The organism is Pseudoclavibacter sp. JSM 162008, assembly GCF_041366455.1.
In the GTDB taxonomy this organism is placed as follows: Bacteria; Actinomycetota; Actinomycetes; order Actinomycetales; family Microbacteriaceae; genus Pseudoclavibacter.
The window spans coordinates 1-21,412 of record NZ_JBEWYX010000004.1; the positions used below are offsets into that span (position 1 = coordinate 1).

General features: G+C 69.1%; 22 protein-coding genes. 15 read left to right on the forward strand and 7 right to left on the reverse strand.

Annotation, left to right across the window (positions count from 1 at the left end):
* Window positions 1-184 precede the first annotated feature (184 nt).
* From ABVF28_RS04155 to ABVF28_RS04175, 5 genes are all read left to right on the forward strand, one after another.
* Complete coding sequence (locus tag ABVF28_RS04155) at window positions 185-1,840, forward strand: cytochrome c biogenesis protein CcdA (RefSeq protein ID WP_371029735.1); 1,656 nt, start codon at window positions 185-187, stop codon at window positions 1,838-1,840.
* Window positions 1,834-2,394, forward strand: coding sequence for an ECF RNA polymerase sigma factor SigK (gene sigK, locus ABVF28_RS04160; RefSeq protein ID WP_249312354.1), 561 nt, complete (start codon window positions 1,834-1,836; stop codon window positions 2,392-2,394). Before ABVF28_RS04155 ends, sigK begins: the two co-directional genes overlap by 7 nt.
* The gene (locus tag ABVF28_RS04165; protein WP_371029573.1) at window positions 2,391-3,392 is read left to right on the forward strand and encodes an anti-sigma factor domain-containing protein; all 1,002 of its coding nucleotides are present in this window, start codon (window positions 2,391-2,393) and stop codon (window positions 3,390-3,392) included. Before sigK ends, ABVF28_RS04165 begins: the two co-directional genes overlap by 4 nt.
* A gap of 135 nt (window positions 3,393-3,527) precedes the next feature.
* On the forward strand, window positions 3,528-5,207 hold the full coding sequence (locus ABVF28_RS04170) for a DUF2867 domain-containing protein (RefSeq protein ID WP_371029574.1): 1,680 nt from the start codon (window positions 3,528-3,530) through the stop codon (window positions 5,205-5,207).
* Between the two features lie 282 nt (window positions 5,208-5,489).
* Entirely contained in the window at window positions 5,490-6,275 is a 786-nt protein-coding gene (locus ABVF28_RS04175) for an SDR family NAD(P)-dependent oxidoreductase (RefSeq protein WP_104287516.1), read from the forward strand.
* Between the two features lie 394 nt (window positions 6,276-6,669).
* On the opposite strand, the gene ABVF28_RS04180 is transcribed toward ABVF28_RS04175, so the two are convergent.
* Together ABVF28_RS04180 and ABVF28_RS04185 are read right to left on the reverse strand one after the other, a co-directional pair.
* Entirely contained in the window at window positions 6,670-7,701 is a 1,032-nt protein-coding gene (locus ABVF28_RS04180) for a hypothetical protein (RefSeq protein WP_371029575.1), read from the reverse strand.
* A gap of 247 nt (window positions 7,702-7,948) precedes the next feature.
* Window positions 7,949-8,512, reverse strand: a complete 564-nt coding sequence (locus ABVF28_RS04185) for a DJ-1/PfpI family protein (RefSeq protein WP_104312965.1) — start codon at window positions 8,510-8,512, stop codon at window positions 7,949-7,951.
* 321 nt (window positions 8,513-8,833) lie between these two features.
* Here ABVF28_RS04185 and ABVF28_RS04190 point away from each other — a divergent pair, with 321 nt between their 5' ends.
* From ABVF28_RS04190 to ABVF28_RS04200, 3 genes are read left to right on the forward strand one after another with little or no spacing between them, the layout of a single operon-like run.
* Window positions 8,834-9,445, forward strand: coding sequence for a hypothetical protein (locus ABVF28_RS04190; protein WP_371029576.1), 612 nt, complete (start codon window positions 8,834-8,836; stop codon window positions 9,443-9,445).
* Window positions 9,442-11,043 (forward strand): GMC family oxidoreductase, encoded by a 1,602-nt coding sequence (locus tag ABVF28_RS04195; RefSeq protein ID WP_371029577.1) that lies wholly within the window; start codon window positions 9,442-9,444, stop codon window positions 11,041-11,043. Before ABVF28_RS04190 ends, ABVF28_RS04195 begins: the two co-directional genes overlap by 4 nt.
* Before the next feature lie 9 nt (window positions 11,044-11,052).
* Entirely contained in the window at window positions 11,053-11,958 is a 906-nt protein-coding gene (locus tag ABVF28_RS04200; protein WP_179557807.1) for an IclR family transcriptional regulator, read from the forward strand.
* 16 nt (window positions 11,959-11,974) lie between these two features.
* Here ABVF28_RS04200 and ABVF28_RS04205 read toward each other — a convergent pair whose 3' ends face one another.
* Both ABVF28_RS04205 and ABVF28_RS04210 read right to left on the reverse strand, forming a co-directional pair.
* Entirely contained in the window at window positions 11,975-12,478 is a 504-nt protein-coding gene (locus ABVF28_RS04205) for a hypothetical protein (RefSeq protein ID WP_371029578.1), read from the reverse strand.
* Between the two features lie 3 nt (window positions 12,479-12,481).
* Entirely contained in the window at window positions 12,482-12,712 is a 231-nt protein-coding gene (locus ABVF28_RS04210) for a hypothetical protein (RefSeq protein WP_104312961.1), read from the reverse strand.
* A 202-nt stretch (window positions 12,713-12,914) separates the two neighbouring features.
* On the opposite strand from ABVF28_RS04210, the gene ABVF28_RS04215 reads away from it, so the two are divergent.
* The 5 genes from ABVF28_RS04215 to ABVF28_RS04235 all read left to right on the forward strand — a co-directional run bounded on the left by ABVF28_RS04215 (window position 12,915) and on the right by ABVF28_RS04235 (window position 16,947).
* Window positions 12,915-13,892: a DNA topoisomerase IB gene (locus tag ABVF28_RS04215; RefSeq protein ID WP_371029579.1), complete on the forward strand. Its 978-nt coding sequence runs from the start codon at window positions 12,915-12,917 to the stop codon at window positions 13,890-13,892.
* Window positions 13,893-14,028: 136 nt separating this feature from the next.
* Window positions 14,029-14,577 (forward strand): type 1 glutamine amidotransferase domain-containing protein, encoded by a 549-nt coding sequence (locus tag ABVF28_RS04220; RefSeq protein ID WP_371029580.1) that lies wholly within the window; start codon window positions 14,029-14,031, stop codon window positions 14,575-14,577.
* A 193-nt stretch (window positions 14,578-14,770) separates the two neighbouring features.
* Window positions 14,771-15,157: a hypothetical protein gene (locus tag ABVF28_RS04225; protein ID WP_371029581.1), complete on the forward strand. Its 387-nt coding sequence runs from the start codon at window positions 14,771-14,773 to the stop codon at window positions 15,155-15,157.
* Between the two features lie 147 nt (window positions 15,158-15,304).
* Window positions 15,305-16,582, forward strand: coding sequence for a phosphotransferase family protein (locus ABVF28_RS04230; protein ID WP_371029582.1), 1,278 nt, complete (start codon window positions 15,305-15,307; stop codon window positions 16,580-16,582).
* Window positions 16,579-16,947: a hypothetical protein gene (locus tag ABVF28_RS04235; RefSeq protein ID WP_371029583.1), complete on the forward strand. Its 369-nt coding sequence runs from the start codon at window positions 16,579-16,581 to the stop codon at window positions 16,945-16,947. The genes ABVF28_RS04230 and ABVF28_RS04235 overlap by 4 nt, the downstream gene beginning before the upstream one ends.
* A gap of 42 nt (window positions 16,948-16,989) precedes the next feature.
* Here the strand turns inward: ABVF28_RS04235 and ABVF28_RS04240 are convergent, their stop codons facing one another.
* Both ABVF28_RS04240 and ABVF28_RS04245 read right to left on the reverse strand, forming a co-directional pair.
* Window positions 16,990-17,646 carry a response regulator transcription factor gene (locus tag ABVF28_RS04240; RefSeq protein ID WP_371029584.1) on the reverse strand — a complete coding sequence of 219 codons (657 nt, stop codon included), beginning with the start codon at window positions 17,644-17,646 and terminating at the stop codon, window positions 16,990-16,992.
* Entirely contained in the window at window positions 17,643-19,229 is a 1,587-nt protein-coding gene (locus ABVF28_RS04245; RefSeq protein WP_371029585.1) for a sensor histidine kinase, read from the reverse strand. The genes ABVF28_RS04240 and ABVF28_RS04245 overlap by 4 nt, the downstream gene beginning before the upstream one ends.
* A gap of 147 nt (window positions 19,230-19,376) precedes the next feature.
* Between ABVF28_RS04245 and ABVF28_RS04250 the strand changes: the two genes are divergently transcribed.
* Together ABVF28_RS04250 and ABVF28_RS04255 are read left to right on the forward strand one after the other, a co-directional pair.
* A complete protein-coding gene (locus tag ABVF28_RS04250; RefSeq protein WP_244296265.1) occupies window positions 19,377-19,709 on the forward strand; it encodes a tryptophan synthase subunit alpha in 333 nt (110 codons plus the stop codon).
* A 71-nt stretch (window positions 19,710-19,780) separates the two neighbouring features.
* Window positions 19,781-20,479, forward strand: a complete 699-nt coding sequence (locus ABVF28_RS04255) for a metal-dependent transcriptional regulator (RefSeq protein ID WP_211891016.1) — start codon at window positions 19,781-19,783, stop codon at window positions 20,477-20,479.
* Window positions 20,480-20,490: 11 nt separating this feature from the next.
* On the opposite strand, the gene ABVF28_RS04260 is transcribed toward ABVF28_RS04255, so the two are convergent.
* The gene (locus ABVF28_RS04260) at window positions 20,491-21,354 is read right to left on the reverse strand and encodes a metal ABC transporter permease (protein ID WP_371029586.1); all 864 of its coding nucleotides are present in this window, start codon (window positions 21,352-21,354) and stop codon (window positions 20,491-20,493) included.
* Window positions 21,355-21,412: the final 58 nt, after the last annotated feature.

Consider the following 21,412-nt stretch of genomic DNA (forward strand, 5'->3'; position numbering starts at 1 on the left):
CAACGGTCGCCTCGAGCATCTTCGAGGCTCGGCGCTCGGGTTCCGGAACCTCACGAACTACGTCGCGCGCAGCCTGCTCGAAGCCGGGGGCTTCAGGCCCCACCTACACCCTTGATTCCGAAGAGCCGTCAAGAGCGAGCAGAAGACGAAGCGGCGCGCATCCGCCCGTCCGTACCTCGTCATCCTGGGCCTCGTTACAAGCTTCAGCGTCTTCACGCTGCTCGGCTCGCTGCTCCTCAGCCTCCTGGGCCTCCCCCAGGATGTGCTCCGCTGGGCGGGCATCATCGTGCTGGTGCTCATCGGAGTCGGCCTCATCGTGCCGAAGTTCGAGCACCTCCTCGAGAAGCCGTTCTCGTGGATCCCGCAGAAGCAGGTCAACACCGACCGCGGCGGCTTCCTCCTCGGCATCGCCCTCGGCGCCGTCTACGTGCCGTGCGCCGGCCCCGTGCTCGCCGCCATCACGGTTGCAGGCTCGACCGGCCAGATCGGCATCGAGACGGTCATCCTCACGGTGACCTTCGGCATCGGTGCGGCGATCCCGCTCCTCATCTTCGCCCTCGCCGGGCGCCGGGTGGGCGAGCGCGTCAAGTCGTTCCGCAAGCACCAGCGCGGCATCCGCATCACGGCCGGCGTCGTCATGATCGCCCTCGCGATCGGCCTCGTCTTCAACCTCCCACAGCTGCTCCAGCGCCTCGTCCCCGACTACACGGCGGGCCTGCAGGAGCAGTTCAACTCGAACGAGCAGGTCGAAGAGGCCCTCGCGTTCGGCGGCCTCGTCAACGACCAGAACGAGCAGCTCACCAACTGCACGCCCGGCGATCCTGAGCTCGGCGACTGCGGTCCCGCGCCCGAGATCCTCGACATCCAGGAGTGGATGAACACTCCCGACGGCGAAGAGGTGCAGCTCGCTGCGCAGGCAGCCGAGGGCAAGGTCGTGCTCATTGACTTCTGGGCCTACTCCTGCATCAACTGCATCCGCTCGATCCCTCACGTCACCGCCTGGGACCAGGCCTACAAGGACGCCGGCCTGCAGGTCATCGGCATCCACTCGCCCGAGTACGCCTTCGAGAAGGAAGCATCCAACGTCTCAAACGCGATCGACGAGTTCGGCATCGAGTACCCCGTCGCACTCGACAACAACCTCGGCACGTGGACGAACTACCGCAACCGCTACTGGCCAGCCCACTACCTGATCGACGCGAGCGGCACCGTCCGCGCCATCCACTTCGGTGAAGGCGGATACGCGGAGACCGAGGCGCAGATCCGCGACCTCCTCAAGGAAGCCAACCCCGACGTGCAGCTGCCGGGTGAGACCGACACCTCGGACACGACGCCCGAGCTCGGAAGCACGACCCCCGAGACCTACCTGATGCCGACGAAGGTCGTCAACTACGCAGGTGAGGGCGACTACGGCCAGGGCGACCGCAGCTTCACGTTCCCCGCCGAGCAGCAGCAGGACACGTTCTCCCTCGAAGGCGACTTCAACCTCGACTCGCAGGGCATCAGAAGCGACGACGAGGGCAAGATCAAGCTCTCGTACACGGCCTCGACCATCCGGATGGTGCTCGGCGGATCGGGCACGGTGACCGTCGACGACGGCACGGGCCCCCGCGAGATCCAGGTCGAAGGCAACCCAGGCTCGTACCTCCTCTTCGAAGGGGACCAGAGCAAGCAGGGAGAGCTGACCGTGACGCTGGGGGGGTGGCGTGGATGCTTACTCATTCACCTTCGGTTGAGGCCAGGCCGAACGACCCAGCCCCCACCAGAGCTCCCGCCGGTTCACAGGTTGAAGTCAACCGAATTCGCGAAAGCTTCGAGAGATGGCAAGCTGAGCTGGTGAGCGAAGCCATCGGAGAGATAGAGGAACTTCTCGTGCGTACCGCCACAGGAAGCAAGGAAGCCTTCTCCACCCTCTACGACCTCATGGCCCCGCGAGTTCTGGGGCTGATCCGGCGAGTGCTTGTCGACCAGGCGCAATCCGAAGAGGTCGCACAGGAAGTGCTGCTGGAGATCTGGCAGACCGCCGCGTCGTACTCGCCGAGCAAGGGCAAGGCGACCACCTGGATGCTGACTGTCGCGCACCGCAGAGCCATCGACCGGGTGCGTGCATCCCAGGCGTCGAAGGACCGTGACCTGAAGATCGGGGTGCGGGACTTCGAAGGGGAACGCGACGACGTCGCCGAATCCGCGGAGATCAGCATCGAGCACAAGCGCGCACAGCAGGCGCTCGCGAAGCTCAGCGATCAACAACGTGAAGCCGTCACCCTTGCCTACTACGGGGGTCTCACGCAGAGTGAGATCGCGGAACGGCTCGAGGTGCCGCTCGGCACGGTGAAGACGAGAATCAGAGACGGAATGAATCGGCTGCGACGAGAGTTGGGGGTGGAGTCATGAGCAACGAACAGGATCGCGAACGCGAAGAGCTCGAGCAGCTGCTTGCTGCAGAGGCGCTCTCCGCCAACGACTTCGACGATGCCGCCGACCGGGCGCTGCTCAACAAGCTCCTGGAAGACGGCGAGCTCTCCGAGGAGTTCGAGAGCTACCAGGAGGCCGCAGCCCAGCTCGCGCTGGCCACGGACCCCATCCGACCGCCCCTCTCCATGAAGGACTCGCTGTTCGCGAAGCTCGACAGCTTCCCGCAGCAGAACCCGATCGGCGACGAGCGGGATGCGACGTCCTCCGCCGACGCCTCGGACGCGACCGGAGTTCCTTCGCGAGCCGACGTGGCGAACGAAGACACCGACGGCGAGGGACGGCGCAAGCTATCCCTCGTCCCGGAGCCGCAGACCGACGAGGACGACGATCGTGACCTCCACGACGATCGTCGCGTCGCCTCGGCTGGCGGGGGCGCATCCAGCACCGGCCACGGCGAGGACGACTTCGGTCCCGTCGAGACGCGTGCCCGTGGCCGTTGGTTCCGCAGCAGCGCACAGGCGATGTTCGCGGCAACCGCGGCCGTCGTGCTGGCCGTCGGCCTGTTCCTCGGCGGAGGCTTCGCCTTCGGCGGGTTCGGGCAGGATGGGCAGGAGCCGCCGACCGCCGACGGTGGCGTCGCGCTGATCCTCGCCGCCCCCGACGTCGACAGCGCCCGCACCGAGGTCGCCGGCGGCGGGACCGTCACCGTCTACTGGTCCGAGGAACTCGGCCAGTCGGCGGTCGTCGCCCACGGCATGGCCCAGCTGCCAGCTGAGAACGACTACGAGCTCTGGTACATCGACGGCGAGGGGCCGGCACCTGCCGGCATCCTGACGATGGCCGACGGATCCCCGGCAGTGCGCGTGCTCGACGGCACATTCGCGCCCGGCATGGCCGTCGGTGTCACCGTCGAGTCGAAGGGCGGCTCGGAGACGGGCCTCCCCACCACCGACCCGGTCGCGGTCGTGCAGAGCTAGACGCCGAGCAGAACACAGCCGGAAAGACCCTCGAGCGGCTCGGCCGCTCGGGGGTTTTCCCCGTCCCGGACGGCCCGAACTTCGCGATGTCAACCCATCATCTTTCGGTCAGTCTGAAGTCATAGCCTCGCGAGCATGGCATCCCCAGGCACGTCCCCATCCGGCCCCGCAGGCAACGACTTCACGACCGGCGACGCCCCGGCCAACAACACCACTCCCGCGACCCCCGCGCCGACCGGCAACGAGCCCGCGCTCAAGGCCAAGCCGCGCCCCGACGGGTCCGCTCCCCGCGTTCTGGTCTTCGGTTCCACCGGCTACCTCGGGGGGCGCCTCGTGCCGCGCCTCCTCACCGCCGGCTACCGCGTGCGCGTGCTCGCCCGCAACGCGGGCCGCGTCGCCGCCTACGACTGGGGCGACCAGGTCGATGTCGTCGTGGGTGACGCCGACGACCCGAAGGCCGTTGGCGAAGCGATGCAGGACATCGACGTCGTCTACTACCTCGTGCACGCCATGGGCTCAGGCTCCGACTTCGAGCGCACCGACCTGAAGCTCGCCGAGAACGTCGCCGAGCAGGCCGCGCAAGCGAACGTCTCCCGCATCGTGTACCTCGGCGGCCTGCATCCCGACGACGCGAAGCTCTCGAAGCACCTGCGCTCCCGCAAGGAGGTCGGCGAGGTCTTCCTCAACTCGCCCGTGCCGACGATCGTGCTGCAGGCCGGCATCGTCATCGGTTCAGGATCGGCGTCGTTCGAGATGGTCCGCCACCTCACCGACGTGCTTCCCTACATGCCGGCCCCGCAGTGGGTGCGCAACCACATCCAGCCCATCGCCGTGCGTGACGTGCTCCACTACCTCCTAGGTGCCGCCCGAGTGGAAGCGGATGTGAACCGTCCGCTCGACATCGGCGGGCCAGACGTGCTCAGGTACGGGCAGATGATGAACGGGTACGCGGTGAAAGCCGGCCTTCCGCAGCGTGCCATCGCCTCGCTCCCCGTCTTCACGCCCGGCCTCGCATCGAGGTGGGTGAACCTCGTCACGCCCATCCCGAAATCGATCGCCCGCCCGCTCGTCGAGTCGCTCCAGAACGAGTGCGTCGTCAAGAACCGAGACGTGGACGCGCTCATCCCGCCGCCCGAGGAAGGCCTCACGACGTACCTGCGAGCCGTCGAGCTGGCGCTCGGCCGCGAGAAGCTGCGCGCGACCGAGACCAGCTGGCGAGACGCGAACGTGCACAACTCGCCGAGCGACCCGCTGCCCGCCGACCCCGACTGGGCAGGGCAGACGGTGTTCACCGACGAGCAGTCGAAGGAGAGCACGGTGCCGCCCGAGCAGCTGTTCCGCGTCATCGAGGGCATCGGCGGCGACAACGGCTGGTACTCGTCGAAGCTGCTCTGGGGAGCCAGAGGCGTCATGGACAAGCTCGTCGGCGGTGTCGGACTGCGGCGCGGACGCACGAACCCGGACCGTCTCGCCGAAGGTGACGCCCTCGACTTCTGGCGCGTCGAGACGATCGAACGTGGCGGTGAGCACGGGTCGCTGCTCCGCCTTCGCGCCGAGATGCGCGTCCCCGGGCTCGCCTGGCTCGAGATGCGGGCAGTGCCCGTCGGCGACGGCGAGGGCGAGACGGATGCGCAGGGCGACGGCGAGAAGGACGGGGAACGCATCCGCTCGCGCTACGAGCAGCGCGCCGTCTACTTCCCGCAGGGGCTGCTCGGCCGCCTCTACTGGGCGGCCGTCTTCCCCTTCCACGGCTTCATCTTCGCGACGATGGCCTCCCGCATCGTCGCGACGGCAGCCGCGAACGCGGACGACTGAGGACTCCCACTCACATCCCTCCGGCCGGTCCCTCCGGCTGGTCCCTCCGGGCGACCTTCTGGGGCCCCGCATCCACACGGAAAGTGCCGGTTCGTTGCTCGACGAACCGGCGCTTTCCGTGTGTCTGCGTGCGGGGTGACGGATGAAGGGTGGCGGGCCTGGATGCGGATGCGCGTTCTCGCTCAGCGAGAGGGATGCTTTCGTCGGGCGGTGCGTCCTCCATAGCCTCGCAGCGAGCGCCGCGCATCGGAGCGCAGGCGCCGCTCGAGTCAAGGAGGATTCATGAGCACCGAACAGCGCGTCGCCATCGTCACGGGAGCAGCACGGGGCATCGGCAAGGGAATCGCAGAGCGACTCGGCCGGGACGGACTGCACGTCATCGTCGCCGACCTGGAGGGCGCCCAGGCCGGCGTCGAGGAGACGGTCACCGCCATCGAGCACGCGGGGGGACGGGCGACAGGAGCTGTCGTCGACGTCACGGATGAGGCATCCGTCGACGCCCTCGTCGAGTTCACGGCCGAGAAGGCCGGGAAGCTGGATGTGTTCATCGCCAACGCCGGCATCGCGCAGGTCGAGTCGCTGCTCGACTACTCGAGCGCCGACTTCCAGCGCGTGCTCGACGTGAACGTCACCGGCGTCTTCTACCAGTACCGCTCGGCGGCCAGGCAGTTCATCAAGCAGGGCGGCGGCGGCAAGATCATCGGGGCGGCGTCGATCGTCGCGTTCCGCCCGTTCGCGCTCCTCGGCCCGTACTCGGCGTCGAAGTGGGCCGTGCGCGGCCTCACGCAGGCAGCCGCGATGGAGTGGGCGGAGCACAAGATCACGGTCAACGCGTACGGTCCCGGCATCGTGGGCACCGCCATGTGGGACCTCATCGACGAGAAGCTCGGCGCGAAGCAGGGCCTCGCGAAGGGTGAGGCGCTCGCGGAGAACGCGAAGTCCATCCTCCTCGGCCGCGTCTCCGTGCCGAACGACGTCGCTCAGCTTGTCTCCTACCTGTCGTCCGAGGACTCCGACTACGTCACCGGCCAGACGATCCTCGTCGACGGCGGCATCCAGTTCAGCTAGCCCCCGCCCCTCTCCCGCGCCCGCGTCGCCCCGCCGCAGACCTGGGCATTGCGCATCCTTTCAATGAACTGGGGGTGCGCTTGCCCAAGGTCTGTGGCGTCGCCGGCGGAGACCTTGGGGTTGCGCACGGTCTGCGCGAAGGGTGGATGCGGGAGCCCCAGGTCTACGCGCAGGATTGGCTGAGGGGTGGCGGATCCGCGCGTTGTGTACCGCCCGCCCGCCCGAGCCAGGGGCCGGTCCCGGGCAGCACTGTTGAAGCAGCCCTTCGGCAGACCTAGGTCTTGCGCATTCGCTTTCTGCGGTGTGGGTGCACCGGGCCAAGGTTTGTGGCGTCGCCCGCGGAGACCTTGGGATGCGCGCGCGGATTGCGTCAGATTTCACCGCACGCAGGGAGTCACATCTCGCCGAGGAGACGCATTCGCCGCTCACGGAGACCGTGCGCGTGCCTGATGAACTCACTGGGGTCCGGCCAGAGGTCCGAGTGCGTGAGGCGTTCACCGTGCCAGCCCAGGTTGGTGACAAGCCGCGCTCGCTTCACGTCCCGTCGCCACTGGCTTGGGCTCACCAAGTGACCGAGGCCCTCGAAGTCGTAGGCGATCTTGGCTTTGAGGTCGGCACAGTCGGGCCGAGCCAGCTCCACGCCGTCAACTTGCAGCGAGTGCTGCACCGCGAGCTCCGGGTACCCGGAATCGTGGAGCGCGAAGCGCATGAGGCTCTCATACGGCGACTCCACCTCTTCGCGAATCTGCGGGGTCATCTCGCGGAGCACGGAGGAGCCGAAACCGGGCGACCACTCAGCGACTGCGCTGGCGAGGGCCGCGCGAGTCGTGAGGTTGCCATTCCAGACACGGTTCGGGTAGTTCCGTGCGACCGTCACGAGCGCGTCGCCGAGACTGAGCAGGTCCGACCGCACGGCGAAGGCATTCGACCGCAGCAGATCACGGCTCATCAGGCAGTACAGCAGTGTCGGGTGCGGCAGGAGGACTCCCTTGAACGCAAACGTGCGCCAGAGCCGCAGCGGCACGATTCGTGTGACCACGCCGGGTCGCCGCGGGAGGTTCCTGCCTTCCGGCACGATGAGATGCACGCGTGTGTCGCTGAGCAGCGGCCACGGCAGCGGGAGACCGAGCACGCGAGCCGCCGAGATCGCCCCGTATGCCTGCGACTCTTTCAAGAGCGGTGCGTACTGCAGGTCGTGGGCTCGCAACCTGCGGCGGATGGCAGCGGCCCTGGCCTCATGCTCGATCGTCGGCGCGAGCGCGAGGGCGTCGACGCGCACTCCGCGAAAGGGGCGCTCAAGGCTGCGGTTCTGCAGCCGGCCCCTGCCCACCCCGAGCGCTTGCGCATCCGCGACCGTGAAGCTCTGACCCCGGAGCTCAGCCGGGAGCTCTGTCCGAAATCGAGGGGGTCTGTTGTCGGAAGTCACACGCTGACGCTAGACGCGGGCCAGCATCCACGGTCTTGGTGAACTCCTGCCTGTGGAGAGACAACGGGCTATGCCCCTGTGACAACGCAGTCAACCCCGGCGTTGGCGCGGTGGGAAGCGCGGGTGAGACCTGGGGCTTGCGCACGCCGGGCGAGTATGGCGGATGCACAAGCCCCAGGTCTACGCCGGGACGGGGACGGGGACGGGGACGGGAGCGAGCGGGGCAGGGGGAGCGCGCCTGCGGGCGCTACGCGGAGAGGGGGGCCTTCTCGCGAAGGAGCGCGATGAACTTGCCGAACCAGGGGCCGTTGTCGTTCCAGGCGCGGGCGCTCACGAGGTTGCCGTCCACGAGGGCCTCCGAGCTCTCGTAGGTGCCGCCGCCGGCCTCGATGTCGGCCGCGATCTCGGGGAAGCCCGACGTGGTACGCCCCTCGAGCACGCCCGCCTTCGCGAGGATGATCGGCCCGTGGCAGGTGACGGCGACGGGGGAGTCCTCGCCGAAGAAGTGCCTCACGATGCGCTTCACGTCCTCGTTGTTGCGCAGGTACTCGGGGGCGCGCCCACCGGGAACGACGAGGGCGACGTAGTCGGAGGGGTTCACGTCGGCGAGGGCGATGTCGGCGTTCCAGCCGTGCCCGAGCTTCTCCGTGAACGTGTCGTAGCCCTCGAAGTCGTGCACCACGAACTGCAGGCGCTTCTTGGTCGGCGCGGCGATGACGGGCTCGTAGCCCTCCTCGCGGAGCCGCTCGTACGGGTAGAACACCTCGAGGGTCTCGGAAAAGTCACCGGCGAGGATAAGGACCTTGGACATCGTTGTCTCCTGTTCTCAGTTGCTGCAGGCGCGAAGGGTGCTGCCTGCGGGATGCGCGGGGCCGTTCTCATCCGCCCCGACACGTCACAGACTCTCGTCGCTGCGACCACCCAGGCAACGCCGTTTCTTGCATGTCGAGAATGCGAGTGGTGAGGAGAGGATCGTGCGGGGCACCGTATGAGCACCGCCTCCACCGCCGCGTCGCCGATGACGCGAGGCGGATGCGGGCCCCCACCGGCACGGGACGGTTCGAGTCCGGCCTCGACGGGCCTATCGGGACCACTGCAGACCAAGACCTCAATGGAGAGGAGAGCGACACCCATGGCATATCCGGCCAAGTACCCCCAGCTCAACGAGACAGAGCTCACCGAGCACGCTCGAGATCTGCTCGTGCGCGTCATCCGGGTGGCATTCCCGCACCCGTCCTTCCCCGATTCGCCGTACGAGCGGACCGCGCAGATCATCCTCGAGGAGTCGAAGTCGTCGACGTGGCTTCGGGTGACGCTCACGCAGGGGCTCCTCACGCTCGACTCCCTGTCGGCGGGCGACTTCACCGCCCTCGACGAGGACCAAGCGACGGCCGTGCTGCGGAGCATCGAGCACACCGACTTCTTCGGCTTCATCCGCCGCACGACGGTGCTGAACCTCTACGACGACCCGGAGGTGTGGAAGGCGGTCGGCTACGAGGGCTCCTCGTTCGAGCTCGGCGGGTACGTGAACCGGGGCTTCAACGACCTCGACTGGGTGCCTGAGCCACTCATAGAGGAGCCGGCGGATGTGCCGTTCTCGCCGCTGCCCGGACTGAAGCGTCCGCAGACGGGTGCCGTGCGCATCCCGGCGGCATCCGCAGGCGCCGCTTCCGGCGACGGCAACCCCATCTCCACCAACCAGCCGGGCGATCTCGCCGCGAGCCACGAAGGAGTCGAGCGATGACCGAGGACACGGGCGCACGCCCCACGCAGTTCGGGAAGCCCATCTCGCAGGACGACGAGGTCGTCGTCATCGTCGGCTCCGGGGCGGGAGGCGGCACGATCGCGCACGAGCTGACCGCGAAGGGCATCCCCGTCGTGGTGCTCGAGGCCGGACCGTACCTGCAGAACGAGGACTACGAGAACAACGAGTGGCAGGCCTTCAACCAGATGGCGTGGCTGGATGCGCGAACCACGAGCGGCTCGTGGCGCATCGCGAAGGACTTCCCGAATCTCCCCGCATGGATCGTGAAGGCGGTCGGTGGCACGACGACGCACTGGTCCGGCGCGACGCCGCGCTTCTACGAGCACGAGTTCAAGGCGCGCAGCACGTACGGCCGCGTCGATGGGGCGAACCTCCTCGACTGGCCGATCACCCTCGACGAGCTCGCGCCCTGGTATGTGAGGGCCGAGGATGCGATCGGCTCGACGCACACGGGCGGGCGGGCGCCGCTGCCGGCCAACAACAACTACAAGGTGCTCGCCGAGGGTGCGAAGCGGGCCGGGTACACGCACTATTCGACGGGGCCGTATGGGACGAACGCGGAGCCGTACGACGGGCGGCCCGCATCCATTCAGGACGGCTTCAACTTCCAGGGAGACAAGAACAAGTCGAAGTGGAGCACGATGGTGCGCGAGATCCCGCGTGCCCTCGAGACGGGGTTGCTCGACCTCCGCACCGAGAGCTACGCCGTGCAGATCACGCATGACGTCGACGGGCGAGCGGATGGGGTGCTGTACCTCGACCGGGACGGGAACCTGCAGCGCCAGCGGGCCAGGGTCGTCGTCGTGGCGGGCAACTCGATCGAGACGCCACGCCTCCTGCTGCTGAGTGCGAGCTCGCTGTTCCCCGATGGGCTCGCGAACTCATCCGGCCAGGTCGGGCGCAACTACATGCGCCACACGACCGGCTCGCTGTACGCCCGCTTCGACAAGCCGGTGCGCATGTACCGCGGCGAGACGATGGCCGGCGTGATCCGGGATGAGTCAGGCCACAACCCGAGCCGCGGCTTCGTGGGCGGCTATTTCATGGAGACGCTGTCGCTCGGGCCCGCGTTCCTGGCGAGCTTCGCCGACCCCGGCGCGTGGGGCAAGTCCTTCACCTCGGTGCTCGACGCGTACGAGAACACGGCAGGTATGTGGATCGTCGGTGAGGACCTTCCGCAGGAGTCGAACCGCATCACCCTGAACCGCTCGGTGACGGACGCGAACGGGCTGCCCGTCCCGAACGTGCACTACGACGACCACCCCAACGACGCGGCCATGCGCGAGCACGGCTACGACCGTGGCACGCTGCTCTACGAGGCCGTCGGTGCGGAGCACGTGCACCGCACCCCGCCGTATCCGTCGACCCACAACCTCGGGACGGCGCGCATGAGCGAGCGACCCGAGGACGGGGTCGTCGACCGGTGGGGTGCATCCCACGACGTGCCGAACCTGTTCGTGGGCGACGGATCCGTGTTCACGACGAGCGCCGCGGCCAACCCGACGCTCACGATCGTGGCGCTCGCCATGCGCCAGGCCGACTACCTGGCGACGCAGCTGCGCGCCGGCGAGCTGTAGGGAGACGTCATGAGCCACGCGACACTCACCGCGGGTCCAGTCTTCACTGCGCATACTGCTGCGGTGAGTGTCGACGTGGATGCCCCCGAAAGCAGATCCGCCCCCTCGATCGCCGCCGTGCCTCCCCTCGAGGGCGACGCGGGCCCGGGTGCGGCGTCGGCCGCGCCTTCCTCGAGCACGCTCAAGGCGCTGTCGCTGCTGGAGCTCGTCGCCCAGAACGGCGGCGCGACCGCGACTGAGATCAAGGAGACGCTCGGGTTCTCGCTGCCAACCGTCTACCGGCTCGCCCAGCTGCTGGTGGATGCGGACTACCTCGTGCACCTGCGCGAGGAGCGCCGGTTCGAGCTGGGCTACAAGGTGCACGAGCTCGGCCGGGCGCTGCACCAGCAGCTCGGGGTCTCGCCACCCATGCGGGCGGTCGTGCAGGCGCTGCACGAGGCCGGCGACGTTGCGGCGTACTTCGCGGTCTACCGGGGCACGGATGTGGTCGTGGCGCACGTCGCCGACTCGGCGCGTGCACAGCGCATCCGCCCCCTCGAGTTCGGCTTCCACGAGGCGACACACGCGACAGCGTTCGGCAAGATCATCCTCGCCGGCATGAGCGTGGAGGAGCGTGACTCATTCCTCGACGCGAACGGCATGCCCTCGTTCACGGATGCGACGATCACGTCGCGCGACGAGCTCGAGCGACACCTCGAACGGGTACGGCTGCGGGGCGTGGCCTGGGAGCGTGAGGAGTTCGTGCCGGGTCACACGTGCGCGGCCGTCGGCGTGCGCAGCGCCTCGGGTGAGGTGATCGGAGCGGTGGCGCTGTCGCTCGAGTCACCGCGTCTTGGCCACCGCTCGGATGAGCTCGAGCGGCTCCTGCGCGGGGCGGGCGCGAGGGCCAGCCACCTCGTGCGCCGCGGACGGTAGGCTCGCGCGCCCGGGGTCAGTCGGCGGATGCGCCCAGGAACTCGACGTCGGTACTGGCCGTGAGCGGCTGGTCCGTGACCTCCGTGACGGTCACCGTGATCGTGTAGGTCCCCGGCGTGCCGAGCTCGAAGGAGATGTCGCCGCAGACGGTGTCGTAGTTGCTGGCGAGGGCCTTGGCGGTGCGCGTGATCGTGTCGACGCCCTCGGCGCTCGCGGTGTACTCGCAGGTGCCGGATCGAGTGACGCCCGAGACGCGGGCCTCGGCCGTGATCCACGAATGCCGGTCGTCGGCGGTGGCGGCGAAGATCAGGTCGCCGGCGGCCTCCGTGGCGCCGCCCGGCTGGTCAGGGGGAGCCGACGAGGCGGGGGGAGCCGGCGCGAACGTGCCGGTGGCTGATTCCGAGCTCGCTCCCGATCCGGCCGCAGTGCATCCGGTCAGCGCGAAGGCCGCCGTGAGGGTGGCCACGACTCCAAGGCCCGCTGTCTTCCAGCGGGCCGGGGAGTTGCGGCGTGAGGTCATGGGTCAGGCTCGGTCTTGGAGCTCCTTGACCGCGCGCGCGAAGTCGCGGGTCTGCAGCACCTCGAGGGCGGCCCCGGCGTCGGATCCGGCCGAGACGACGCAGAGGTCGTCGATCTTGTTGATGAAACCCAGGATGCGGCCGTCCTTGACGACGCGATACGTGTGCTCGGAGAGGCGGTCGACTCGGCCCTCGGCGGGCATCGTCGCGGTGAGAGGTGGAACGGGGAATGGCATGAGGCTCCTGCCGTCATTGGCGACCGTCTCGAACGGATAGTCGCATCCTCGCGCATCGACATGTGCGCGGAGCCACTTCCACGGGATCTGTGGAGGGTTCTCACCACATCTGTGGGAAGGCGATACCTCCTAGAAATACGCCATCCAGCCGATGGCCGTTCAGCTCTTGCTTCGCGGGGCGCGCAGGTGCTAGCCAAGACAGATGGTTCGACTGCGAAGGTGGACGCCGACTCAATCCGCGTGGACGCGGCAGGCAGCCGGGAGCGGTTTCAGCTACCGGGACGAGCGCGGTGAGCGCATCGTCGACCCCGTGGTGCGCGCTCGACTCGCATCGCTCGCCATCCCGCCGGCGTGGCGAGACGTGCGCATCGCGCCGCACGACAACGCGCACGTGCTGGCGGTGGGCGTGGATGCGCTTGGCCGCACGCAGTACATCTACCATCCCGACTGGACCGCGAAGCGCCAGATCGTGACCTTCGACCGGGCCCTCGAGCTCTCGCGCGTGCTGCCGTCGGCGCGCCGCGCGGCGACCCGCGCGCTTCGCACGGTGCATGACGGACGTGAGGCATCGCTCGCGGCGAGCTTCAAGCTCCTCGACACGGCGTTCCTGCGCGTCGGGAGTGAGCGGTCGGCGAAGCAGTTCGGGCACCGCGGACTGACGACGCTCCTGAACCGGCACATCTCGCTGCAGGATGAGCAGGTGCTGCTCGAGTTCAAGGGCAAGAGTGGGGTGCCGTGGAGCGCCCTCATCGAGGATCTCGAACTCGTCACGTTCCTCGGCGAGCGCAGGGAGAGCGGGTCGCCGGGGCGGCGCATCCTGTCGTGGAAGGACGGGCGAGCGTGGCGTCGCCTCTCGGCTCGCGAAGTCAACGACGACATCAGGGCGCGCACGAGGGGCGAGTTCACGGCGAAGGACTTCCGCACGCTGCACGGCACGGTCTTCGCCGCGAGTCGACTGGCCGAGCTGGGAGTTGGGGGAACGGTGCGCGAGCGCACGTCACTTGTGGCGCAAGCGGTGCGGGACACTGCCGAGCTGCTCGGGAACACGCCGGCGGTCGCGCGTTCGAGCTACATCGATCCGAGGGTCATCGAGGCCTACGACGAGGGGCGGGTCGTCGAGGTGGGGCGTGGGTCTGGGGAGGCGGCGCTGCGGAAGCTCCTCCTGGGTTCGTCCAGCTGACAGCCAGGTCGCGCACACGGGCCGTCCACGTTTCGGGGAGGTCCGTGCGAGACGGTGGATGCCTGCTCGTCGCGGGAGAACATCCCGGTTGCGACTGAGCAGCACACTCTTTCCCCCGACGAAAGGACGATCAGTAATGACGACTCTCGACACCAAGCGCGTGGCCTTCCTCCTCACGAACGACTTCGAGGACAGCGAGCTCACGAGCCCATGGGGCGCCGTGACCGAAGCCGGAGGCGATGCGTCACTCGTCTCACCCGAGTCCGGCAGCGTGAAGGGCAAGAACGGGCACGAGCAGGCCGTCGACCTCGCCTCGGGCGACGCCAGAGCGGCCGACTTCGACGCGCTCGTCCTGCCCGGTGGCGTCGGCAACGCTGATCTGCTCCGCCTCGACGAGGCGTCGGTCAGCTTCGTGCGCGACTTCTTCGAGGCGCACAAGCCGGTCGCAGTGATCTGCCACGGCGCGTGGATCCTCACCGACGCGAAGGTGCTCGACGGGCGCACGCTCACGAGCTTCCCGAGCCTCAAGACCGACCTCATCAACGCGGGCGCGACGTGGGTCGACGAGGAGGTCCATGTCGACCAGGGCCTCGTCTCGAGTCGAACGCCAGACGACCTCCCCGCGTTCAACGCGAAGCTCGTCGAAGAGGTCGCGGAGGGCAAGCACCGGGGCCAGACCGCCTGACCCGGCTCGGGCTCCCGACGTGAGGGGCGGGTGGATGCACGCATCCACTCGCCCCTCGCGTGTCTGCACGACGGCGTCCGCGCGAAGATGAGGCCGCTCTCATCTTCAGGCACTGTGCGTCTCATGAACGCTCACGAAACTTGGGGCTACCGAGGCGAAGTCACGCCTCGGCAGACAACAGGAGGCAGCAGCCATGAACAAGAAGAAGAACACCTGGATCATCGTCGGTTCGGCCAGCGCCCTCGGCCTCGGCATCCTGACCGTCGGCGGGGCTGGCGTCGCCAACGCCCTCGAAGTGCGCGACGTGCCCGGCGAGCAGCTCAACCTCTCGACGCCGTCCGCGACGAGCAGCCCAGCCGCATCCACCACACCGTCGGCCTCCCCATCGACGGGCACCAGCGCCTCACCGACCGCGACGCCCGTCTTCAGCTCCCCAAGCCCCGTCTCGGCGCAGACCCCGCAGAGCGTTCCGACTGTTCAGAGCCCCGTCTCCGCCCAGAGTCCCGTGAGCGCCCAGAGCCCCGTCTCCGCCCAGAGCCCGGTGAGCGCGCAGACGCCGCCGTCCGTGCCGAGCGCGTAGTCGGCGTTCTCCACAACTGAGCACGTTCCCGGGCTGTCGCGCTGCGACCCCGGTAGGTTCGAGGCAGAGCCGCGGGACGTTGCGGCGGAAAATCCAGTTCGACACTCAGCACGACAGCAGCTCAGCGCAGCGCCGCAGGAGGAGCACATGTTCGCAGCAGCCAGGCAGGTGATCGAGGCCGTCGCCACGGGCACCGGCCGCGAGGTGGCGTCGGTCACGCTCGCCTGCGCTGAGCCGAGCGGCGACGGTGTGCTTGCCGGTTACGACGTCGAGCTCGCGTCGCTGCAGGGACCGGACGAGCGCATCCGTCTGTTCATCGACACGGCGACGAACCCCGCGGCCGCTTCGGTCGCCGGCGAATCGCAGCAGTGGACCACCGTGCAGAACCCCGCGACCCGCGAGCAGGTGCGCGTGTGGCGCTACCCGCACGACCCCGCCCTTCCCGCCCTCCCCGCGACGGCGTTCCCCGACTCCGCGCGCGAGACCGCGGCGCGCTTCGGCGCCGTCGGCGATGGGCAGCTCGAGATGCTCGCGTACCGGCCAGGGCGCCGGGCGGTGCTGCGTCTCGCCGGCCCCGAGGGGACCCTCTTCTTCAAGGTCGTCCGACCGGGGCACGCGGAACCGCTGCATCGCATCCACGAGGAACTCGCCGGTGCCGGCGTGGCAGTGCCGCGAAGCCGAGGCTGGAGTGAGGCGGGCCTCGTCGCCCTCGAGCGCATGCCGGGCGTTCCCGCCGACTCACACGTGCCACGAACACCGGATGCGCGGCTCGCGTTCCTGCGGGAGCTGCAGTCACTGGTCGCGTCCATCGGCGCCGCCAGGGTCTCCCGCGGGGCCCGCGCGAGCCTGACGGCGGGACTCGACTGGTACCTGCTGCGCCTCTACGACCTCCTCCCCGCGCGCAGGGCCGACATCGATGGGGTGGCCGCGTGCATCCGCGCGGAGGTCGCCCGTGCGCGCCCGGGGCCGGCGCGCACCGTGCACGGCGACCTCCACCTCGGCCAGATCTTCGTCGAGCCGCACGCCCAGACCGACGGCCGCGCCACGATCACGGGCGTCGTCGACATCGACACGGCGGGCGTCGGCGACCTCGCCGATGACCTCGGCGGACTCTATGCACACGCGATCGTGACCGCCCTCACGCATGACCTCCGCGGAAGGGCCGAGCTCCGGACCTCGACGTTCGAGCTCGCCGAACTCGTGCGCCTCGCGTGGGGCGACTTCGCGCACACCTGGAACAGCCCAGGACAGGCCGGAACGCTCACCGACGACCCCGACCTGAGCATCCGCGCCAACGCGGTCGCCCTCACCCACCTGCTCTCGCACGCCTTCGGCGCGGCGGTCCGCGGCGGGGCCGGGCTCGACGCGCTGCCGGACCGCATCCTCGACTTCGCCGTCGCACTCTCGATGGAGCCGAGACGATGACCACCCAGAAGCCCCGCCCGCGTTGGCTGGTGCTTGCCCTCGCGAGCGCCGGCGCGCTCGCGATCGCGCTCGCCGGGGTCACGTTCGCTCAGGCCATGTCGCTGCGCTCGTCACCGGGTGAGTCCCTCGACGTCGGGCCCATCGTCGGTGCGCAGACGCCCGTGACGACCATCAGCGTGACCCCGTCGCCGACTGCCCCGGCCGGCACCGGCTCGCCGTCGCCCAGCAACGTGCCGGACCCGGTGCCGCCCTCGCTGCCGACGGGGAGCATCCAGGCTCCGGTGCCGGTCGACCCCGTCGGGCCGTCGCAGATCGACGACGACGATGATGATGATGACGACGACGATGGGGACGACGAGGACTGACCTGCGGCGCGGACGCCTCCCGTCGGGGCGCCCGAGTTCGCCTCAGCGCAGGCGGTAGCCCATGCCGCGCACCGTCTCGATGCGGTCCGCACCGATCTTGCCGCGCAGATAGCGCACGTACACGTCGACGACGTTCGAGCCAGGATCGAAGTCGAACCCCCACACTCGGCTCAGCAGCTGCTCGCGGCTGAGCACCTGACCGGGGTTCCCGAAGAACTGCTCGGCGAGGCCGAACTCGCGCGCCGAGAGGTCGATGTCGGCGCCGTTCACCCGCACACGGCGCGTTCGGAGGTCGAGCAGCAGGTCGTCATGCGTGAGCTCGGTGGCCGCCACCTGGCCCGCGTCCCGAAGCCGCAGGCGGATGCGGGCGAGCAGCTCGTCGAACTTGAACGGCTTCGCGAGGTAGTCGTTGGCCCCACCGTCGAGGCCCCGCACTGTCGCCTCGACCGAGGTCCGGGCCGTGAGCATGATGACGGGCACGGCGTTGCCTTCGGCGCGCAGCCGGTCGAGGATCTCGAAGCCATCGAGCCCTGGGAGTCCGACGTCGAGGAGCACCAGATCGAAGTCACCGCCGCGGGCGAGGTCGACGCCGTCGGTGCCGTTGGCCGCGACCGTCACGGCGTAACCGCTCGACTTCAGGCCCTTCTCGACGAACGAGGCGATGCGCGCCTCGTCTTCGACGACCAGGATGCTGCTCATGCGGGGTCCTCTCGCTGGGGTTCGGAAGTCGTGTCGGTCGGCTTCGAGGCGAGTCCGGCGTCGGCGCCGGGCAGCACGATGCTGAACATCGATCCGACGCCCGGTTCGCTCTCGAGTTCGACCCGCCCGCCGTGGCCGCGCGCGATGGACTGCACGATCGACAGTCCGAGCCCGGATCCGGTCCGGCTGCGCCCCGTCTCGGCCCGCCCGAAGCGGTCGAAGACGCGCTCCTGGGCTGACGCGGGGATGCCGACGCCCTCGTCGCGCACCCACAGGCGCAGCTCACCGCGCGCATCCACGAGACTCCCGAGGCCGACCCGGGAACCCGCTGGCGAGTACTTCGCCGCGTTGTCGGCGAGCTGGAGCCAGGCCTGCGTGATGCGCCGCGCGTCGACATCGACGACAACGGGGGCCGTCTGCTCGAGCACCCATCGGTGCGCCGAGAGGGCGCTCGCCTTCGCATGCACCTGCTCGGTCAGCTCGAGCACGTCGCACGGCGCCAGACTCAGCAGCCCCTGCTGCTCGCTGACGGCGAGAGCCTCGATGTCGTCGATGAGCTCGCTCATCCGGTCGAGCTCATCGAGGGCCAGTGCAACCGTCTCTCGGGTCTCTGCGGAATCCGTCGGGTCGAGGATCTCGAAGTGTCCGCGCACGATCGTGATGGGGGTCTTCAGCTCGTGGCGCACGTCGTCGAGCAGCTGCCGTTGGGCGGTGAGGGAGCCGTCGAGGCGGTCGAGCATGCCGTTGATCGTCGCGGTGAGCGCCGACACGTCGTCGTGGCCGACGACAGGGATGCGCGCGGATCGGTTGCTGCCCGTGATGGAGGCCGCCGTCTCCCGCAGCTCGCGCAGGGGCCTGAGGAGGCGGCCTGCGACGAACCAGCCGACAAGCCCGACCACGATGAGGGCGGCGACGGCGACCAGAGAGTAGGTCTGGAAGGTGCTGTTGGTGTCGGCGAGCTCGGCACGCAGGTCGTAGGCCGCGAGGTAGAGGGCCGTGCTCGAGCCGTCGCCCACCGTGAACGGCACGGCCACATACCGGAGCGCGTGGGTGGCGTCGACGAAGGTGCCCATACGCACCGAGCCGTCGGCGGTCTCGCTCACGGCTCGTTCGACGAGCGCGGGCAGGTCGACGAGCGAGAACGGAGTCGCGGTGGACGGGATGAACGCGGGCGCCCCGTCGATGAGCCCGAGGGCTCCCTCGTTGCGTTCCGGGATGAGGCGCTGCATGACGAGCTCGAGCGCCTCGGTGGAGTTCGCGAACGTCCGAGCGGCGTCTGGTGCGGTCGCTGACGGGCTGGCCGTAGATGACGGGCTGGCCGAAGCAGACGGACTGGCCGAGTCAGGTGTCGTCGGCGCCGCGAGCTCCTGCCCGCTCACGAGCCCGCGTACGCTCTCGGCCACGGTGACGAGTCGTTCGTCGACGCCCGTGAGCACGCGCTCGCGGGCGGCGACGTAGCTCGTGGCGCCCGCGACGACCATGCCGAGCATCGTGACGAGCAGGATCGACGCGAGGATGCGCACCCGCACCGAAGAGCGCGGCCGCACCTCCAGCCTCGCCTCGCCCGCCGTCATCACCCGCATCCATCGATTATCTGGGGCGCAGGAGTCCAGAGCCTGGCAGGTGAGAAGACTCTCACGCGGACGCCCCTGGCGGACCTCTGTCCACAGGCAACGCTGCTCATTCCACAAGTCCCAGTGGGATGACGAGGTGGCGCGTAGGCTCGTCGCGTGGAAACCGAGCGCTATGAACTGACCAGGCGAGCCAGCCTGGAGGTCCTGCGCGCCGAAGCGCAGGACGAGCGCGAGACGATGATCTACGCACGTGCCCGCAACGGGGAGGACCCGTGGCGCTTCATGCAGGAGCTGCCGACCGTCGACGAGCTGGTCGTGCTGCTCATGCGCGCCGAAGCGCTCGAGCGGGGTGGCGACGAGGCGCCGGAGAGCGGCGCTCACGACGCGCAGCTCATGCGCCGCATCGCGACCGAGTACCCGCCGCTCAGCACCACGGTGTGGACGATGCTCGCGGGCGAGAGCCGCTTCGGCGACCGCTGGAGCGCCTGACCCTCGGCCGTCGCGACGACCGCGTTCCGGGCATCCGCGCGCCGCGCACCCTGCCCCGTAGGCTTGTCCGCATGTCGGTGTCAGAACTCTCGGTGAGCGCGCAGAACTACCTCAAGGTGGTCTGGAGTCTCCAGGAGTGGTCGGATGCGCCCGTCACGGCGACGATCGTCGCCGAACGCCTGCAGCTCCGGCTCTCGACCGTGTCCGAGGGCATCCGAAAACTCGCCGACCAGGGCCTCCTCGAGCATGCCCGCTACGGCAGCATCTCGCTCACGGCTGAGGGTCGCGCGCACGCGCTCGCCATGATTCGCAGGCACCGGCTGCTCGAGACGTTTCTCGTCGAGGTGCTGCACTACGGGTGGGACGAGGTGCACGACGAGGCCGAGAACCTCGAGCATTCGGTGTCCGACCTCATGGTCGAGCGGATCGACGCTCTGCTCGGGCACCCGGAGCGCGACCCGCACGGCGACCCGATCCCGTCCGCAGCCGGAGAGGTGAGCATCCCGCAGGCTGTTCTGCTCAGCAGCCTCGACGTGGGCGCGCGCGTTGTCGTGGAGCGCATCTCCGACTCCGACCCCGAGCTGCTCAAGTACTTCGCCGCGAAGGGGGTCACCGTCGGGGCGCGACTCGAGATCGGCGAAAGCGACCCGTACTCCGAGTCGCTGGTGCTGAGCGTCGTGGATGCGGCCCCCGGCGCGGACATCGCGATCGCGCCCCAGTTCGCCCTGGGCCCAGTGGCCGCCCGAGCGGTCTGGGTGACGTCAGCCTGACAGCGTGATCGCTACGCGGCCTTCGCGCGGCGTCGCGCGACGAAGCGCGACGTGACGAGCCCCTGCGTTGGCGAGAGCAGGTAGGCGAGCAGGAACGCGACGCCCTGCGCGAGCACGATCATGCCGCCCGACGCCGCGTCGAGGTAGTAGCTGGCGTAGAGGCCGATGGCCGAGCAGACGACCGACACGATCGGGGCGATGACGAGCATCCGCGCGAAGCTGCGCGTGAGCACGGTCGCGGTGGCTCCCGGGATGATGAGCATCGCGACGACGAGGATGACGCCGACGGTCTGCAGCGCGACGACGGCCGTCAGCGCGAGGAGCCCGAGGAGCGCGCCGCGCAGGAGGCGCGGGTTCAGGCCGATCGCGTGGGCGTGCGTCGCGTCGAAGGCGACGAGTGTGAAGTCGCGCCGCTTCACGAGCAGCACGACCGCGACGATGGCGGCGAGGATGCCGATCTGCACGAGGTCCGTGTTGCTCACGCCGAGGAGGTTACCGAAGAGGATGTGGCTGAGGTCGGTCTGGCTCGGGGTGACCGAGATGAGGACGAGGCCGAACGCGAACAGGGTCGTGAAGACGATGCCGATCGCCGCGTCCTCCTTCACCCTGCTCGTGTCCCGGATGACGCCGATGAGGCCCACGGCGAGCAGCCCGAACACGAGGGCCCCGAGCGCGAACGGCGCTCCGACGATGTAGGCGAGCACAACGCCGGGGAGGACGGCGTGCGAGACTGCGTCGCCCATGAGAGACCAGCCGATGAGGACCAGCCAGCAGCTGAGGAGGGCGCAGACGATGGCCGTAATGACGGTCGTGATGAGGGCCCGCACCATGAACTCGTAGCCGAGCGGCTCGAGGAGGAGGTCGACGAGATTCATGCGCGGTCTCCATGTCGGGGTTCGCGGTGCTCGCGGCGTTCGCCGTGCGCGCCGCACG

Excerpts from the sequence above, each read along its gene's own strand:
- ABVF28_RS04165 (WP_371029573.1), top strand. The coding sequence starts at position 2,391 with ATGAGCAACGAACAGGATCGCGAACGCGAAGAGCTCGAGCAGCTGCTT.
- ABVF28_RS04170 (WP_371029574.1), top strand. The coding sequence starts at position 3,528 with ATGGCATCCCCAGGCACGTCCCCATCCGGCCCCGCAGGCAACGACTTC.
- ABVF28_RS04175 (WP_104287516.1), top strand. The coding sequence starts at position 5,490 with ATGAGCACCGAACAGCGCGTCGCCATCGTCACGGGAGCAGCACGGGGC.
- ABVF28_RS04185 (WP_104312965.1), bottom strand. The coding sequence starts at position 8,512 with ATGTCCAAGGTCCTTATCCTCGCCGGTGACTTTTCCGAGACCCTCGAG.
- ABVF28_RS04190 (WP_371029576.1), top strand. The coding sequence starts at position 8,834 with ATGGCATATCCGGCCAAGTACCCCCAGCTCAACGAGACAGAGCTCACC.
- ABVF28_RS04195 (WP_371029577.1), top strand. The coding sequence starts at position 9,442 with ATGACCGAGGACACGGGCGCACGCCCCACGCAGTTCGGGAAGCCCATC.
- ABVF28_RS04200 (WP_179557807.1), top strand. The coding sequence starts at position 11,053 with ATGAGCCACGCGACACTCACCGCGGGTCCAGTCTTCACTGCGCATACT.
- ABVF28_RS04205 (WP_371029578.1), bottom strand. The coding sequence starts at position 12,478 with ATGACCTCACGCCGCAACTCCCCGGCCCGCTGGAAGACAGCGGGCCTT.
- ABVF28_RS04210 (WP_104312961.1), bottom strand. The coding sequence starts at position 12,712 with ATGCCATTCCCCGTTCCACCTCTCACCGCGACGATGCCCGCCGAGGGC.
- ABVF28_RS04215 (WP_371029579.1), top strand. The coding sequence starts at position 12,915 with ATGGTTCGACTGCGAAGGTGGACGCCGACTCAATCCGCGTGGACGCGG.
- ABVF28_RS04220 (WP_371029580.1), top strand. The coding sequence starts at position 14,029 with ATGACGACTCTCGACACCAAGCGCGTGGCCTTCCTCCTCACGAACGAC.
- ABVF28_RS04225 (WP_371029581.1), top strand. The coding sequence starts at position 14,771 with ATGAACAAGAAGAAGAACACCTGGATCATCGTCGGTTCGGCCAGCGCC.
- ABVF28_RS04230 (WP_371029582.1), top strand. The coding sequence starts at position 15,305 with ATGTTCGCAGCAGCCAGGCAGGTGATCGAGGCCGTCGCCACGGGCACC.
- ABVF28_RS04235 (WP_371029583.1), top strand. The coding sequence starts at position 16,579 with ATGACCACCCAGAAGCCCCGCCCGCGTTGGCTGGTGCTTGCCCTCGCG.
- ABVF28_RS04240 (WP_371029584.1), bottom strand. The coding sequence starts at position 17,646 with ATGAGCAGCATCCTGGTCGTCGAAGACGAGGCGCGCATCGCCTCGTTC.
- ABVF28_RS04245 (WP_371029585.1), bottom strand. The coding sequence starts at position 19,229 with ATGCGGGTGATGACGGCGGGCGAGGCGAGGCTGGAGGTGCGGCCGCGC.
- ABVF28_RS04255 (WP_211891016.1), top strand. The coding sequence starts at position 19,781 with ATGTCGGTGTCAGAACTCTCGGTGAGCGCGCAGAACTACCTCAAGGTG.
- ABVF28_RS04260 (WP_371029586.1), bottom strand. The coding sequence starts at position 21,354 with ATGAATCTCGTCGACCTCCTCCTCGAGCCGCTCGGCTACGAGTTCATG.